Raw genomic sequence first — 15,290 nt, 5'->3', positions numbered from 1 at the left:
GGTCAGATGCGGAAGCTTTCGCCGCAACCGCACTCATCCTTGACGTGCGGATTGTTGAAGCGGAAGCCTTCGTTCAAGCCCTCGCGCGTGAAGTCGAGCTCGGTGCCATCGATGTACGGCAGGCTTTTCGGGTCGACAAAGACCTTCACGCCATGCGACTCGAAGACATTGTCTTCGGCCGCCGCTTCATCGACATATTCGAGCTTGTAGGCCAGGCCCGAGCAGCCCGTGGTGCGCACGCCAAAACGCAAGCCGACACCTTTGCCGCGACGTTCAATGAAGCGGTTGATGTGCTTGGCTGCTTTTTCGGTCATTGTGATTGCCATGTTTCCCTCCGCGTTTACAACGCTTATTTCAACTTCAGGCGACGGCCGGATGCTTGGTCTTGTAGTCCAGTACGGCTGCCTTGATCGCGTCTTCCGCCAGGATCGAGCAGTGAATCTTGACCGGCGGCAGTGCCAGTTCTTCGGCGATCTGGGTGTTCTTGATCGACAGCGCCTGGTCCAAGGTCTTGCCCTTGACCCATTCGGTCACCAGCGACGACGAGGCAATTGCCGAGCCGCAGCCATAGGTCTTGAACTTTGCGTCTTCGATCAGGCCATCGGCGCCGACCTTGATCTGCAGCTTCATCACGTCGCCGCAGGCCGGCGCGCCGACCATGCCGGTGCCGATCGTTTCGTCGCCCTTGTCGAAGGCGCCGACGTTACGTGGATTTTCGTAGTGGTCCAACACTTTGTCCGAGTATGCCATGGTAAAACTCCTGAATATTCAATACGGTTAGTGGGCTGCCCATTGGATCGAACTGATGTCGATGCCTTCTTTGAACATATCCCACAGCGGCGACAGTTCGCGCAGCTTGTGGACTTTCGACTTGAGCAGGTCCACTGCGAAGTCGATGTCGGCTTCGGTCGAAAAACGGCCGATGGTAAAACGGATCGAGCTATGCGCCAGCTCATCGCTGCGGCCCAGGGCGCGCAGGACATAAGATGGTTCCAGGCTGGCCGAAGTACAAGCCGAACCGGACGATACGGCGATATCCTTGATCGCCATGATCAGCGACTCGCCCTCGACATAATTGAAGCTCACGTTCAGGTTGTGCGGCACCCGGTGTTCCATGTCGCCATTGATATAGACTTCCTCGATCTCCTGCAAGCCCTTGGCCAGACGGTCGCGCAGCGCGGTGACGCGCGCAATTTCGCTGTCCATTTCTTCCTTGGCGATGCGGAAGCATTCGCCCATGCCGACGATCTGGTGGGTCGGCAAGGTGCCCGAGCGCAAGCCGCGCTCGTGGCCGCCACCGTGCATCTGCGCTTCCAGGCGCACGCGCGGCTTGCGGCGCACGTACAGGGCACCGATGCCTTTCGGGCCGTAGGTCTTGTGCGCGGTGAATGTCATCAGGTCGACCTTGCTGTTGGCCAGGTCGATCTGCACCTTGCCGGTTGCCTGGGCAGCGTCGCAATGAAAAATGATGCCTTTCGAGCGGCACAGCGCGGCCAATTCTTCGATCGGCTGGATCACGCCGATTTCGTTATTGACCAGCATCACCGACACCAGAATCGTGTCCGGGCGGATCGCCGCTTCGAGCTGGGCGACCGTGATCAGGCCGTTGTCTTGCGGCTCGAGGTAGGTGGCGTCGAAACCGACGCGTTCGAGTTCGCGCACGGTGTCGAGCACGGCTTTATGCTCGGTCTTGACCGTGATGATGTGCTTGCCCTTGGTCTTGTAGAACTGGGCCGCGCCCTTGAGCGCGAGGTTGTTGCTTTCGGTCGCGCCGGAGGTCCAGATGATCTCGCGCGGATCGGCGCCGACCAGGGCGGCCACATGGGCGCGCGCTTCCTCGACTGCCGCTTCGGCGGTCCAGCCGTACATATGGCTGCGCGATGCCGGATTACCGAACTGCTCGCGCAGGTAAGGAATCATTTTGTCCGCGACACGCGGATCGATCGGCGTCGTCGCCGAATAATCCATGTAGATCGGGAAATGCGGGGCAGTCACGAAAGTCTGCTCGAGGTTTTTGTCCAAAGGCGCGTTCATCAAATCACTCCAATATGCTTCAATTTTGTCCGACGGCGGCGTGCGGGCGGTGTACGTGCACGACGTTTTGTTCAGAATTCTTTTGCTTCTGCTGGTCGACCAGGTCTTGCAGCGAGACCGAATCGAGATAGTCGACCATCTTTTCGTTCAGCGTGGCCCACAGCTCGTGGGTCATGCAGCGGGTGCCGGTGGCCGTATCGGCGCCGTGGCAATTTTCCTTGCCGCCGCACTGGGTCGCATCGAGCGGCTCGTCGACCGCGATGATGATATCGGCCACGGTGACCTTGTCGGCGCGGCGCGCCAGACTGTAGCCGCCGCCCGGACCGCGGATCGATTCGACGATTTCATGGCGGCGCAGCTTGCCGAACAATTGCTCCAGATACGAGAGCGAAATGGCCTGGCGCTGGCTGATGCCCGACAGCGTGACGGGGCCCTTGCCCTGTCGCAGGGCAAGATCGATCATCGCAGTTACAGCAAAACGGCCTTTTGTGGTCAGACGCATCACAACCCCGGTCACAGTGTTAAAATATTGCCTCATTTCAATCAACAACGTCGATGAAGACTGTCATCAAAGACCGGATTAGTTGATCGAATTAGTCAAGTATACCAAATACGGGGCATCTTGTCTTGGAAGGCCCCATTTCCCCCAAGAGCGGCAGGTCCGGCAACTGGACACGAGCCCGGCATTGCGCCAGGGCTTCGGCGTAGCGGCTTATCCGGCATGCATGGGACGATGCGGCTTGGGCGTGCGGATTGTCGGCCCTTGCCGCACGTAGACGTCCCGGTCAGTTTCACAGGAACCATGTTCACTTTTCCCTGCGGGTCACAGGCTAGGGGCGCGCAACAAGTGCATCGGCCCGAACAGGGCTTGCATGCCGGCATGCTGGATAAATGACAAATTATACGGATGCTCGGAGCTCAGCTGCGGAAAACTCTTGGTTTCCTGCAATTTTTGTAGTTGTTCCGCAATCTTGCCCCATAAAACCAGGGTCGGCGCCTGTTCCCGGGCGGCCAGCGCCGCCATGACCGTTTGCAGGAACGGCAGCCAGGCGCGCGCATCGATCACCGGCGCGACATGGGAACGGAACACCAGCGAGGCATTGAGCAGCAGAAACCCTTGCTGCGTCAGATTGTGCTGCAACTCGGCCAGGGTCTGGATGCTGCCGTTGTTCGCTGCCGCTGCCGCCACCGGGGCCATGGCGGCACCGCCGGTGTCGCCGGCCGGCAGCTGCCCATCGGCCACCAGCAGCATCTTCATGAAATTGCGCAGCGAGGTCGCCTTGTTGACCGGCTTGGAGAGCCCGCTCTCGCACCACAGCTTGCCGACAGCCCCATCCATGAAGCAAACGCCGGTGGCGCTCTCGGCGCGCGGGTACGGCCCCTCGCCCACCAGCACGTAGCGCACCTGGTCGAGCGGCAGGGCGAAGGCGGCGAACAGGCGCTGTTCCGTCGGGAGATAGGTGTCGGCGGCAAGGGTCGGCAGGTACAGGGGCTCGGCGCGCATGACCGCTTCCAGTCCCTGGCGCAGGACCGGCTGCCAGGATGGGTCCGCGCGTGAGACGGCGTCGAGGATGGCGGGAGGAATAGGTTGGACGGACATCGGAACCTGCCGGTAAAAAAGGGAGGATTGTAGCCGACGCGGCCCGCCGGCAGCATGCCGGGTGATGCAATTTCAACCACGCGGCCCTTTTTTGGGAAAGCGTGCATGATGCTGCCAACCCGATTGGGATGACGCAGTAACAACTAACCTATTCAGCTTTGGAGACTCACATGCAAACCATTCAAAATGTCATGACCCGCGATGTTCAACGCGTTTCGCCGGAAGACAGCGTTCACCGCGCCGCACAGATCATGAAAGAATTCAATATCGGCTCCGTTCCTGTAGTTGATGGCGAGAAACTGGTCGGCATGATCACCGACCGCGACATCACCGTGCGCTCCACCGCCGCCGGCAAGGCGCCGGAAAGCCACCGCGTCGGCGACGTGATGAGCACCGAAGTGCGTACCTGCTACGCGACCCAGTCGGTCGATGAAGTACTGACCCAGATGGGCGACGTGCAGATCCGCCGCGTGCCGGTCGTTGACCAGCAATCGCATTCGCTGGTCGGCATCGTGTCGCTGGGCGACATGGCGACCAAGCAAACCAACGGCGTCGGCGAAGCATTGCAAGAAATTTCGTCGCCAACTGATGGTGCCGCAAAAGCAAACTAAGCACTGCTGAAGTTCGCCGCAGACGGGGCCGCGCCTCGTCTGCCAACATGCAGCACCATGCCGGCCTCTCGGCAAAATCAGCCGTGCCTGCCTATCGGCAAAGCCAGCCATCCCACTACCGCAAAAACCCTTTGCAGCACATCAAGCCGCACTGCGCCCCATCGCTTCGAGCGCGCCAACCCATTTGTCCACCGCCTGCCGTTCCGGTTCGCCCACCATGCCGATCAGGGTATCGCGCACCGGCGCCACACCAACAAACCCTAATATATTGCGCTTGAGCGACTTGACGCTGTGCGCCCGAAAATACCAGCGATACAGCAGCGCCGGCATGCCCATCGTTACAACCACGCGCGCGGATCGTCCGGACAAGCCCTTTTTGACCAGCGGATGCATGCGGTCGCCCGGAAAGGCAAAACCCGGCCGCGCCACCTGCTCCAGGAAGCCTTTGAGCAAGGCCGGCATATCCCCCAGCCAGAGCGGAAAGAAGAACACCATGTGCTGGGCCCAGCGGATATCGTCCTGCGCCTGCTGCAAACCGGGCGGCAATGGGCCGTACTCCCACTCCTCCTGGCTGCGCAGGATGGGAAAGTCGAGCACGGCGACCTGCGTTTGCCGCACCTCGTGCCCCGCCTTTGCCGCGCCCGCCCTGTACGCAGCCGCAAGCGCGTGGCACAAGTGCCCCTGTGCCGCATCGGGATGGCCCTGGATTAACAAAATGCGCTTATGCATCGCATGCCTTTCGACAGAATCGCAGTGTCATACGCCCCCCTCAGCACGGCGAGCGCAGATGGCTTACCTGTTTATATGACACGCCAGCGCCAGCATGGTTCCCCGCTTTGATATGGTATTGCGCATGGGTCTGCTCCTGTCTTGTGCGAACCAGGGCGGCTATGCTCAGGAGATTCGGGGCGTTTGCCCCGCCGGACTTACCGAAAGGGGCACAGCATGTCTGACAAGAATCTTACTCAAGGCACCGAGCGATCGTTTTCTTCAACCCTGGCGGCGATCGCCTGGTCGTTCGTCGGCCTGCGCCGCAAAGCGGACTTCGACCGCGACGTCACGGCCCTCAACCCCGTGTACGTGATCATGGCCGGGCTGATCGGGGTGGCCGTGCTGATCGCCACCCTGCTCGGCCTGGTGGCTTTCGCCACCCGCTGAGGACACCAGCAGGCCCCGGGCAGCTGCTTATTCGGCGTCGGGCTGGCGCGATGGATGCGCGTCGGCAAAAGGCGGCAGCGCGGCGCACACGGCATCGATGCGGGCAATGGTCGGATATGGCGCCATGTCCACATTAAAGCGGCGCGCGTTGAACACCTGCGGCACCAGGCAGCAATCCGCCATGGTCGGCATGTCGCCATGGCAGAAACGCCCTGTGTCTCGCGAATGCGCCAGGTGCGCTTCGAGAGCGGCCATTCCTTCGCGCAACCAGTGCACATACCAGTCGGTTTTGGCTTCTTCCGACAAACCGACCTCCTGCACCAGATGGCGCAGCACGCGCAGATTGGTCAGCGGATGGATATCGCAGGCCACCATCAGCGCCAGTGAACGCACGCGCGCCCGCCCCAGCGCATCGCGCGGCAGCAAGGCCACCTGCGGATGCACCTCTTCCAGGTATTCGAGGATGGCGATCGACTGTGTCAGCGTGGTGCCCTTGTCCTGCAGGCTGGGCACCAACGCGCTGGGGTTGATCGCCAGATACTCGGGCGCCAGCTGCTCGCCGCCATTGCGCAGCAGATGCACGGGCACCGAATCGTAGCCCACGCCTTTCATGTTGAGCGCAATGCGCACCCGGTAGGCCGCGGAACTGCGGAAGTAGGTGTACAGCTTCATGGCCGGCGCTCCTCATACACGGATACTGTCTGGTCGATGGCGCCGAAGATGCTGGCACCGGCGGCATCGAACATTTCGATGCGCACGCTGTCGCCGAATTTCAGGAATGACGTTTTCGGTGCGCCGTGCTCGATCGTTTCGTACATGCGCACTTCGGCCAGGCAGCAGTAGCCGACACCGCCATTATCGATGCTCGATCCGTGCAGATTACCCTGCTTGTTCGATACCGTGCCGGAACCGATGATGGTGCCAGCCGCGAGTTCGCGCGTCTTGGCCGCGTGCGCGACCAGTTGCGCGAAGTTGAAGGTCATGTCGTCGCCCGCGTTCGGCTTGCCGAACGGCCGTTCGTTGATCTGCACATTGAGAGGCAGGCGCAGCTTGGTATCCTGCCATGCGTCGCCCAGTTCGTCAGGCGTGACGCAGACCGGCGAAAACGCGCTGGCCGCCTTCGACTGGAAGAAACCGAAGCCCTTGAGCAGCTCGTTCGGAATCAGGTTGCGCAGAGAAACGTCGTTGACCAGCATGACCAGGCGCACGGCTTCGGCGCTGCGCTCGACACTGGCGCCCATCGGCACGTCGCCGGTGATGACCGCCACTTCCGCTTCGAGGTCGATGCCCCACTCTTCCGACAGCGCGTAGATGGGGTCGCGCGGGCCGATGAAGGAGTCCGAGCCGCCCTGGTACATCAGCGGATCGGTGTAGAACGATGCAGGAACCTCGGCATTGCGTGCTTTTCGCACCAGTTCCACGTGATTGATATAAGCCGAACCGTCGGCCCACTGATAGGCGCGCGGCAGCGGCGAGTGGCACAGCTCCTCGTCGAAGGGCTGCGCGTCCCACGTGCCGTTGTCGTTCAGGGCAATGTAGACCGCCTGCAAGCGTTCCACGACATCGTCCCAGTTGTCGAGCGCGAACTGCAAGGTCGCGGCAATCTTGGGAACCTTCTGGTAACGCGACAGATCGCGGCTGACCACGACCAGCGAGCCATCACGCCCGCCCGATTTCAATGTTGCAAGTTTCATGTGTGCCTTAGTGTTGGTCCGCTTGGGGTTTCTCGTGCATCCATGCCGCGTGTTTTGGTGCCTTGCGCGTCTCGGACCACTCGTTGAGCATGTCCCATTTGACGGCGTCGAGCTTCTGCCGCATTTCCGGCGTGGCCGTGTTGACGGCCAGTTCGAGGCGGTGGCCATTGGGGTCGAAGAAATAGATCGACTTGAAGATGGTGTGGTTGGTCGGGCCGATGACTTCGATGCCGTCCGCTTCAAGGCGCGCCTTGGCGGACAGCAGCTCGTCCATGGAGCCGACTTCCAATGCCAGGTGCTGGACCCAGGCCGGCGTATTCTCGTCGCGGCCCATCGGCGCCTGGCTCGGCAGCTCGAAGAATGCCAGCACATTGCCCATGCCGGCATCGAGGAAAACGTGCATGTACGGGTCGGGCGCGCCGGTCGACGGCACCTGGTCTTCGGCGATGGCCAGCACGAAGTCCATGTTGAGGTATTTGACGTACCACTCGACTGTCTCTTTGGCATCCTTGCAGCGGTAGGCTACGTGGTGAATTCTGGTGATTTTCATGCTGTGCTCCCCTGTTGATTCCCCTATTAGAGTGCAAAACGAACTATCATTCAAACAATATTTTCAACGCGACTTATCAGATTAAGCTATGAATCCCACCTTGCGCCAGATGCGCGCGCTCGTCGCGCTCGCCAAGACCGGCAGTTTTACCCTGGCGGCCGAGTATCTGCACGTGACGCAATCGGCGCTGTCGGGGCTGATCAAGGAGCTCGAACTGACCCTGGGCGTGCGCGTGGTCGACCGCAGCACGCGCCGGATTGCCCTGACCGAGGTCGGACGTGAGCTGACGCCCCTGTTTTCCAAGATGATCGACGACCTCGACGGCGCGCTGCTCGACATCGCGAGCCAGACACGGCTGAAAAAAGGCGTGGTACGGATTGCAGCCCCGCAGTTGATGTCGTGCACCTTGCTGCCGCAGGTCATCGCCGCCTACCGCAAGGCGTATCCGGAAATACAGGTGCGCCTGGTCGATTGCGGGGTCGAAAACGTGACCGCGCGCGTGTTCAGCGGCGAGGTCGACTGCGGCATCGGCCCCGAACGCGACCCGACGGCGCAGATCGAGGCTGCGGTACTGTTCGAGATGCCGTTCGTGCTGGTGTTCCCGCAGCAGCATGCGCTGGAGCAGAAGGAGCGCGTGACATGGTCGGATCTGGCGGCCTACCCGTTCATCTCGCTGCAGGGGCAATTTACCGAACGTTTGCTGAGCGACATGCACCATTCGCTGCGCGATGTGCCGCTCAATCCCGTCAACGAAGTGACGTTCATGACGACCGCGCTGGCCATGGTCAGCGCCGGGCTGGGCGTGACCGTCTGCCTGCCGTATGCCGAACCGCTGGTTCGCCTGCACCAGTTGCACATGCGCCAGTTGCACGAGCCGGAACTGACGCGGCGCTTTTTTGTGTACACGCGCGACAAGCGCTCGCTCTCGCCGGCGGCCGAGAGCTTCATGGCTTTCCTGTTCAAGTTCGTCGAGTCGCATGACTGGAACATTCCAATCGCGGCCGCTCACGAGCAGGCCCTATCCGCAGGCAATCACACGCCGCCGTAGGTTGTGGACGCTCAATAGACTCCGCGGCTCACGCATGCTACGAGGCGCCGTCAGCCGCACCTGCTCACGAGGCGCGGTAGACAAGGCGCTTCGCCGTCGCTACGCCGATAGCGCGCCGCCACTATAATTCATGCTCGCCTCCAACGGATTCTGCCCATGTCACACAACACCATCGCCATCAACCAGCGCATGGATCAATTCGACGGCCACCATCGCGTGTGGCTGTTCGGCTATGGCTCGCTGATCTTCAAGCCGGACTTTCCGTTCATCGAGCGCAAACCGGCAACGATCAGCAATTGGACCCGGCGCTTCTGGCAAGGTTCACACGATCACCGCGGCACGGAGACTGCGCCGGGGCGCGTGGCCACGCTGATCGCGCAGCCCGGCGCCGTCACCGCCGGCATGGCTTACCTGATCACGCCTGAAGTGTTTGCCCATCTGGACCACCGCGAAAAGAACGGCTATCTGCGCCTGGCAACCGACATCCGCTTCGAGGACGGCGGCAGCGAACTGGGGCTGGTGTACATCGCGACCGAAGACAATGCCGCCTTCCTCGGCGAGGCCAGCGAGCGCGATATTGCCAGTCAAATCGCGCGCTCGCACGGCCCGAGCGGCGCCAACCGCGATTATCTGCTCGACCTGGCGCAGGCGCTGCGAGAACTGGGCATGGAGGACGCACACGTGTTTGAGATCGAGCGCTATTTAACTGAGATGCGTGAATAACAAAGTAACTCATAAAGTAACAACGGCACAAAAAGGTGCAGCGAAAATCACCCCTATCGAGCCAATGGCACTAGCCGAACAAATCAAGCTGCCCCGTCGCGTTGCCGCATTGCTTGGCCGGCACCGTCGGCACCACCAGCGGCCGCTTGAACCGTGAGGCATCGAGTTGCGCAAAGCGCCCGCCGGTGGCGTTCATGCCCAGCCGCTCCACCGCCTTGACGAAGCGCTGGCGTATCAGATCTGCCCAAACGCCCTCCCCGTGCATGCGCTTGCTGAAGTCGCTGTCGTAGTCCTTGCCGCCGCGCATTTCGCGCACCCGGTTCATCACGCGCTGCGCCCGTTCGGGAAAGTGCGCCTGCAGCCATTCCTGAAACAGCGGATTGACCTCCCACGGCAGGCGCAGCACGACGTAGTGCGCGCTCACTGCACCGGCGTCGCGCGCCGCTTCCAGCACCCGTTCGAGCTCGGGCTCGGTGATGAAGGGAATCACCGGCGCGACGCTGACCCGCACCGGAATGCCCGCGTCCGTCAGACGCCTGATCGTGCGCAGACGCCTTGCCGGTGCCGCCGCGCGCGGCTCCAGCGTGCGCGAAATTTCCGGGTCGAGCGTGGTGACGGTAACGGCCGCAATCGCCTGGTTTTTCGCCGCCATGGCCGCGATCAGGTCGATGTCGCGCTCGATCAGCGATGACTTGCTGATCAGCGCCACCGGATGCTCGCAATCGTGCAGCACCTCCAGCACGCGCCGGGTGATACCCAGACCGCGCTCGCAGGGCTGGTAAGCGTCGGTATTCACACCCAGCGCGATGGGCTCGGGCATGTAGGATGGCCTGGCCAGCTCGCGGCGCAGCAAATCGGGCGCGTTGACCTTGGCGAACAGGCGGCTCTCGAAGTCCAGCCCGGGCGACAGACCCAGGTAACTGTGCGATGGCCGCGCAAAACAATAGATGCAGCCATGCTCGCACCCGCGGTAGGGGTTAAGCGAGACATTGAAGGGAATGTCGGGCGAGCTGTTACGGCTGAGGATGGTTTTGGCGAACTCGTCCGTGACCTGGGTGCGGAACGGCGCCGGCGCGTCGTCCTCATCGTCTTCATGCACCCAGCCGTCGTCGAACCGCTCGCGCGCGTTGACTTCGTAGCGGCCCTGCAGGTTGGTCACCGCCCCGCGCCCCTTCTGCGCCGCCAGCGGACGCGGCGGGAGCATGACGCTTTCTTCAAAGTCCTTGTCGTGATCGGTCACCGCAGCACCTATTTAACTGTATAAACATACAGTATTCTACGTCGGTGCTGCCGCTTGTTCAAGCAGCGTTCAAAGCCGGCCTTGATTCAGCACAAACGCATCGATCAAGTCATCGAACGCGCGGCTCAGCGGCAGGAACCTGGCGTGGTCGCCCTCGATCTCGCCCAAAGCATGGCAAGCGGCCTCCAGCGTCGAGAGCTGGTCAGGCGCGTGCGCCTTGCGAATGCGGTAGCGCGATGGTGGCATATCGTTCAGCGGCAGACGGGGCAGCGCATGCAGCAAGGGGTTGAGATAAAGCATCTTGCGGCTTTTGCGCCAGGTGCCGTCGAGCACCACCAGCAGCAGCAGCTCAGGCGCGTGCAACAGCTCCGGCGTCAGTGGCGGGGGCGCCGGCATGGCCAACGACCTGTCGTCCGGCGTGTCGGGATACAGCAGCACCGCGCGCCGGCCTTCAAGCGCCAGCAGTTCGCCGAGCTGCGCCGGATCGAACACCTCGCCAGCGACCAGCGTGCTGCCAGCCACGCTCAGGTGCAGCAGGCGCGCGCTGCCCTTGGCGTTGCTCACTTCCATGGGGTGCTGCAGGATCAGCAGCCGCACCGCGCTCTCGACGGGACTGATCCAGCGGCAAATGCAGGCCACAACAGGCCGCGCGCAATGCGCACAGACGCTGCGCCGGCCCGGCCCGGCTTGTCCCTTCTGCGCCGGGGCGTTCACCGGGCCAGCCGCAGTGGGTGCGGACGCTCGCGCGTCAAATGGCCGCGCGTCAGGCGGATTCCAGGAGTGAGATTTTTCATGTTGGCGAAGGGCGCAAGGCGTGAATTTGACAGCATGCGCATGCTAACACCTGCGCTCTGGTATCGCGAGAGTAAATTACTTTTGAGAAATAGTCCTTCGTAAGTCGGCATCAACAGGGGTCCACGACCATCCAGGCAACAAGGCGTGCAATTCATAACTATTTTTCGCACGATCTCCACCATATTGCCATTCCGGTATTGCTCAGGGGTATCTACCTGCATAGAATCAGATCATTCCTTTAGGCAATCCAATCCATCGGAGCCCACCATCGCTACCGTTTTTCCCCGCGCCCTGCGCCTGCTCCTGACTGCCCTGGTGACCGGCTTCACCTTGCTGCCGTCGGTGGCGATCGAGCAGGAATTGCCGCTCGACTACCGCCTGAACGAACAGGTGATCGCCGTTCCCGCCGGTCCGTCCAGGCAGTCGGAACTGCAGACCACCGTGTTCCGTCCCAACGGCGCCGGCCCGTTTCCCTTACTGATCATCAACCACGGCAAGGAATCGGGCGAACCGCGCAAGCAGACCCGCGAGCGCTTCATCTACATGGCGACCGCCTTCGTCAAGCGCGGCTATGCGGTACTGGTACCGATGCGGCGCGGCTTTGCCGGCTCCACCGGCAACTACGCCGACCATGGCTGCAACATGACCGCCAACGGCCACGCCCAGGCCAGCGATGTGCTCGACACCATCGACTTCGCGCGCCGCCAGAGCTGGGTCGATTCCGCCCGCATCGTCGTCGCCGGCCAGTCGTACGGCGGCCTGGCCACCATCGCCCTCGGCACGCGCGACGTTCCCGGCGTGCGCGGCCTGATCAATTTTGCCGGCGGCCTGCGTGACGATGCCGACCGCTGCGACTGGCGCGCGCAACTGGTGCAAGCCTTCGCCAACTACGGCGCCGGCAACAGGATTCCCAGCCTGTGGATGTACGGCGTGAACGATTCGCTGTTCGGGCCGGACCTGGTGGCGCGCATGCACGCGGCCTTCGAGCGTGCCGGCGGCAAGGCGCGCCTGGTCGAATTCGGCGCCTTCAAGCGCGACGCTCACGGCATGATCGCCAGCCGCGACGGCGCCGGCATCTGGTGGCGCGAAACCGAACGCTTCCTGCAGCAGATCGGCATGCCGACCAGCGAAGTGGTCGCCGTGGCCGACGCGCCGACCGTGCCGAAAACCGATTTCGCGCGCGTCGACGATATCGCCGCCGTGCCCTACCTGAGCGAAAAAGGGCGCGCCGCCTACCGCGAGTATCTGCACAAGATGACCCCGCGCGCCTTCGCCGTCTCGCCCAGCGGCGCCTGGTGCTGGGCCGAGGAAGGGGAAGATCCGCACGCGCGCGCGCTGGCCGCCTGCGCGCGCACCAGCGGCCAGCCGTGCCAGCTGTACTCGGTCGACGACTACGTGGTGTGGCAAGGCAAGCTGGCCTCCAGCAGCACTGTTGCCGACAGCGGCGGCGCGGGCACCGGCAGCCTCTGATGTGACGCCACAGCCACAGCCACGCGACGAATGCGTGACGAGTGCGTGCGCGCGCTAAATGCATATACAATGTGCCGACGTTTTTTCTCGACTGGAGAGAATCATGTTGTCACCTATCCTCCGCGCAGTCCTCGCTCCCGCTCTCTTCCTCTCCTGCGCCTTCCAAGCGGCCTCAGCAGCAAACAACTATCCGATCGTACTGGTGCACGGCTTCCTCGGCTTCGGCCCGGAACAGTACACCCGCACCGGCTTCAAATACTGGGGCGGGTTCGACGATATCGTCGGCCACATGCGCACCCATAAGGGCCAGCACCAGGTGTGGGCCGCCTCGGTCGGGGCGATCAGCTCGAACTGGGACCGCGCGGCCGAACTGTACTACCAAATCAAGGGTGGCTGCGTCGACTACGGCAGCAGCCACACGGCCAAGTTCGCCAGCTTCGGCGCGCTGCGCCAGCCGGAGGGCAAATGCTGGGCCGCCGATCCGGCCAACAATCCGCAGGGCTACCCGGCCGCGCTGTACCCGGCCTGGGATGCGCGCCACCCGATCCACCTGGTCGGCCACAGCCAGGGCGGCCAGACCATCCGCGCCCTGATCGAACTGCTCGAAAACGGCTCGCCCCACGGCGACGAAGGCGGCGGCGAGCTGTACAAGGGCGGCAAGACCGGCTGGGTCGTCAGCGCCACGACGATTTCCTCGCCCAACGACGGCACCAGCCTGCGCGACGCCATGGGCGAATCGGGATCGGCGCTCACGCAAATGGCGAGCGGCATCGCGGCCTTCGCCAGCATCGGCAACGTGGCGCAGCCGGTGCACGACTTCGGACTCGAACAGTTCGGCCTGCGCAGCACCTCGGTCGAACCGCCGGCGGCTTATCACCAGCGCGTGCTGGCCTCGCCGTTCTCGAACCGCGACAACTTCGACTCGGCCCAGGCCGAAATGACGCCCGACGGCGCGCGCACCTTCAACGACTGGGCCAAGACCTCGCGCTCGGTGTATTACTTCTCGATCAGCAACCAGGCGACCGAGGCCGGCAGCGCGTGCTGCAACAACACCGACCGCCTGCTCTTCCCACTCCAGAACCCGTCCTTCCAGTATCCGCGCGCCGACATGGCGTCGCTGACCCGGCCGTATGCGGGCGAGTGGGTGATACCGTCGGCCGGCAAGCGCGGCATGGGCTCGTACGCGCTGGCCATCGCCGGCCGGGTGCCGGTCGACCACAACTGGTTCGCCAACGATGGCGTGGTCAACACGGTCAGCATGCGCGCGCCGGCGGGGCATCCAGCGCGCGACTACGATGGCACGCCGGTGCGCGGCAGCTGGAATTTCCTGCGGAATTACAAGACCTACGACCACTTCGACATGATCGGCTGGCCCAAGCAGGGGCCGCGCGTGTATCCGATCTACGATGGGATCGCGGCCATTTTGTACGGATTATGACGGGCTGAGCGTGCGCGACCAGGCCTGCAACTGGGCCACGGTCGCGGTCACGCCGCCGCACACGATCACCAGCACGTTTTTGAACGCGCTCAATTCAGGACGGCCGGCGTAAGCCACGGCCAGCGAGGCGCCGCAGGCCGGCTCCACCACCACCCGATGGTCGTCCATGAAGCGGATGCAGGCCGCCACCGCCGCCTGGTCGGTGACCACCATGCTGCTCATGGGATGCACCCGGGTCCAGTCGAACGCCGCCTGCGACACCTGGCGCGAGCCGAGCGTGGTGGCGATGCTGGCGATGCGTGGAAGTTCGATGCGCTCGTCGGCCTCGATCGACTGCGCCAGGCAATCGGTGCCGTCGGTTTCGACGGCGAACACCGGCACCTTGTCCCAGCCATTGCGGCGCAGGCCTTCGATCACGCCGCACATCAACCCGCCTCCGCCGACCGACAGCACCACCGCGTCGGGAATCACGCCGGCATGCGCCACTTCATCGATCATGGACGCGTGTCCGGTCCACAGCAGCGGATCGTCATAGGCGTGGATGAAGGCGTCGTGTTCGCCCACCATCGACAGCGCCAGCGCGTTCGCTTCGTGAAAGGAAGCGCCGTGCACGATCACTTCGGCCTGCTCGCGCCGCATCAGCTCGCGCGCGCGCTCGCTGGTCGTTTCCGGCGCCACCACCACCACCGGCAAGCCCAGCTGACGGCCCGCATAAGCGGCGGCAAGACCCGCATTGCCGCCGGACGAAGAGATGAAGCGTTTCGCCCCGCGCCGCGCGTACTCTTCGCAGGCGTGGCCGATGCCGCGCAGCTTGAACGAGCCGGTCGGCTGCAAGGCTTCCATCTTGAGCCAGACCGTCTGGCCCGGCTTGCTCATGGCCGACGAAGCGAGAAGTGGAGTGTCGATATGTAATGTCATCGTAAGGTCGT

18 protein-coding genes are annotated in these 15,290 nt (G+C 63.0%); 6 read left to right on the top strand and 12 right to left on the bottom strand.

The window, feature by feature from the left end:
- Positions 1-2 precede the first annotated feature (2 nt).
- The 5 genes from iscA to CR152_RS17470 all read right to left on the bottom strand — a co-directional run bounded on the left by iscA (position 3) and on the right by CR152_RS17470 (position 3,634).
- Positions 3-326 (bottom strand): iron-sulfur cluster assembly protein IscA, encoded by a 324-nt coding sequence (gene iscA, locus CR152_RS17490; RefSeq protein ID WP_099876448.1) that lies wholly within the window; start codon positions 324-326, stop codon positions 3-5.
- A 34-nt stretch (positions 327-360) separates the two neighbouring features.
- Positions 361-750 carry a Fe-S cluster assembly scaffold IscU gene (gene iscU / locus CR152_RS17485; RefSeq protein ID WP_099876445.1) on the bottom strand — a complete coding sequence of 130 codons (390 nt, stop codon included), beginning with the start codon at positions 748-750 and terminating at the stop codon, positions 361-363.
- A gap of 27 nt (positions 751-777) precedes the next feature.
- A complete protein-coding gene (locus CR152_RS17480) occupies positions 778-2,034 on the bottom strand; it encodes an IscS subfamily cysteine desulfurase (protein ID WP_099876443.1) in 1,257 nt (418 codons plus the stop codon).
- A 19-nt stretch (positions 2,035-2,053) separates the two neighbouring features.
- Positions 2,054-2,536: a Fe-S cluster assembly transcriptional regulator IscR gene (gene iscR / locus CR152_RS17475; protein WP_099876440.1), complete on the bottom strand. Its 483-nt coding sequence runs from the start codon at positions 2,534-2,536 to the stop codon at positions 2,054-2,056.
- 321 nt (positions 2,537-2,857) lie between these two features.
- The gene (locus CR152_RS17470; RefSeq protein ID WP_099876439.1) at positions 2,858-3,634 is read right to left on the bottom strand and encodes a uracil-DNA glycosylase family protein; all 777 of its coding nucleotides are present in this window, start codon (positions 3,632-3,634) and stop codon (positions 2,858-2,860) included.
- Between the two features lie 170 nt (positions 3,635-3,804).
- Between CR152_RS17470 and CR152_RS17465 the strand changes: the two genes are divergently transcribed.
- Complete coding sequence (locus CR152_RS17465) at positions 3,805-4,245, top strand: CBS domain-containing protein (RefSeq protein ID WP_167399905.1); 441 nt, start codon at positions 3,805-3,807, stop codon at positions 4,243-4,245.
- A 141-nt stretch (positions 4,246-4,386) separates the two neighbouring features.
- On the opposite strand, the gene CR152_RS17460 is transcribed toward CR152_RS17465, so the two are convergent.
- The gene (locus tag CR152_RS17460; protein WP_099876437.1) at positions 4,387-4,974 is read right to left on the bottom strand and encodes an NAD(P)H-dependent oxidoreductase; all 588 of its coding nucleotides are present in this window, start codon (positions 4,972-4,974) and stop codon (positions 4,387-4,389) included.
- Positions 4,975-5,190: 216 nt separating this feature from the next.
- Here CR152_RS17460 and CR152_RS17455 point away from each other — a divergent pair, with 216 nt between their 5' ends.
- Positions 5,191-5,403, top strand: a complete 213-nt coding sequence (locus CR152_RS17455) for a DUF2970 domain-containing protein (RefSeq protein WP_099876436.1) — start codon at positions 5,191-5,193, stop codon at positions 5,401-5,403.
- 27 nt (positions 5,404-5,430) lie between these two features.
- Here CR152_RS17455 and maiA read toward each other — a convergent pair whose 3' ends face one another.
- From maiA to CR152_RS17440, 3 genes are read right to left on the bottom strand one after another with little or no spacing between them, the layout of a single operon-like run.
- Positions 5,431-6,075, bottom strand: coding sequence for a maleylacetoacetate isomerase (maiA, locus tag CR152_RS17450; protein ID WP_099876434.1), 645 nt, complete (start codon positions 6,073-6,075; stop codon positions 5,431-5,433).
- Complete coding sequence (locus CR152_RS17445) at positions 6,072-7,097, bottom strand: fumarylacetoacetate hydrolase family protein (protein WP_099876432.1); 1,026 nt, start codon at positions 7,095-7,097, stop codon at positions 6,072-6,074. The genes maiA and CR152_RS17445 overlap by 4 nt, the downstream gene beginning before the upstream one ends.
- Before the next feature lie 7 nt (positions 7,098-7,104).
- A complete protein-coding gene (locus tag CR152_RS17440) occupies positions 7,105-7,647 on the bottom strand; it encodes a VOC family protein (protein WP_099876431.1) in 543 nt (180 codons plus the stop codon).
- 88 nt (positions 7,648-7,735) lie between these two features.
- On the opposite strand from CR152_RS17440, the gene CR152_RS17435 reads away from it, so the two are divergent.
- Positions 7,736-8,695 (top strand): LysR family transcriptional regulator, encoded by a 960-nt coding sequence (locus CR152_RS17435; protein ID WP_099876429.1) that lies wholly within the window; start codon positions 7,736-7,738, stop codon positions 8,693-8,695.
- Between the two features lie 156 nt (positions 8,696-8,851).
- Complete coding sequence (locus CR152_RS17430; protein WP_099876428.1) at positions 8,852-9,418, top strand: gamma-glutamylcyclotransferase; 567 nt, start codon at positions 8,852-8,854, stop codon at positions 9,416-9,418.
- A 70-nt stretch (positions 9,419-9,488) separates the two neighbouring features.
- On the opposite strand, the gene CR152_RS17425 is transcribed toward CR152_RS17430, so the two are convergent.
- Positions 9,489-10,622: a PA0069 family radical SAM protein gene (locus tag CR152_RS17425; RefSeq protein WP_099882438.1), complete on the bottom strand. Its 1,134-nt coding sequence runs from the start codon at positions 10,620-10,622 to the stop codon at positions 9,489-9,491.
- A 105-nt stretch (positions 10,623-10,727) separates the two neighbouring features.
- Positions 10,728-11,372 (bottom strand): tRNA-uridine aminocarboxypropyltransferase, encoded by a 645-nt coding sequence (locus CR152_RS17420; RefSeq protein WP_099876426.1) that lies wholly within the window; start codon positions 11,370-11,372, stop codon positions 10,728-10,730.
- 396 nt (positions 11,373-11,768) lie between these two features.
- Between CR152_RS17420 and CR152_RS17415 the strand changes: the two genes are divergently transcribed.
- Both CR152_RS17415 and CR152_RS17410 read left to right on the top strand, forming a co-directional pair.
- Positions 11,769-12,923, top strand: a complete 1,155-nt coding sequence (locus CR152_RS17415; RefSeq protein WP_229413433.1) for a dienelactone hydrolase family protein — start codon at positions 11,769-11,771, stop codon at positions 12,921-12,923.
- A gap of 103 nt (positions 12,924-13,026) precedes the next feature.
- Positions 13,027-14,361, top strand: coding sequence for an esterase/lipase family protein (locus tag CR152_RS17410; RefSeq protein WP_157778565.1), 1,335 nt, complete (start codon positions 13,027-13,029; stop codon positions 14,359-14,361).
- On the opposite strand, the gene CR152_RS17405 is transcribed toward CR152_RS17410, so the two are convergent.
- On the bottom strand, positions 14,356-15,279 hold the full coding sequence (locus tag CR152_RS17405) for a pyridoxal-phosphate dependent enzyme (protein ID WP_099876423.1): 924 nt from the start codon (positions 15,277-15,279) through the stop codon (positions 14,356-14,358). The genes CR152_RS17410 and CR152_RS17405 overlap by 6 nt on opposite strands.
- Positions 15,280-15,290: the final 11 nt, after the last annotated feature.

The organism is Massilia violaceinigra (assembly GCF_002752675.1).
GTDB classification, from domain to species: domain Bacteria; phylum Pseudomonadota; class Gammaproteobacteria; order Burkholderiales; family Burkholderiaceae_D; genus Telluria_A; species Telluria_A violaceinigra.
This window is presented reverse-complemented; position numbering and strand designations above follow the sequence as displayed.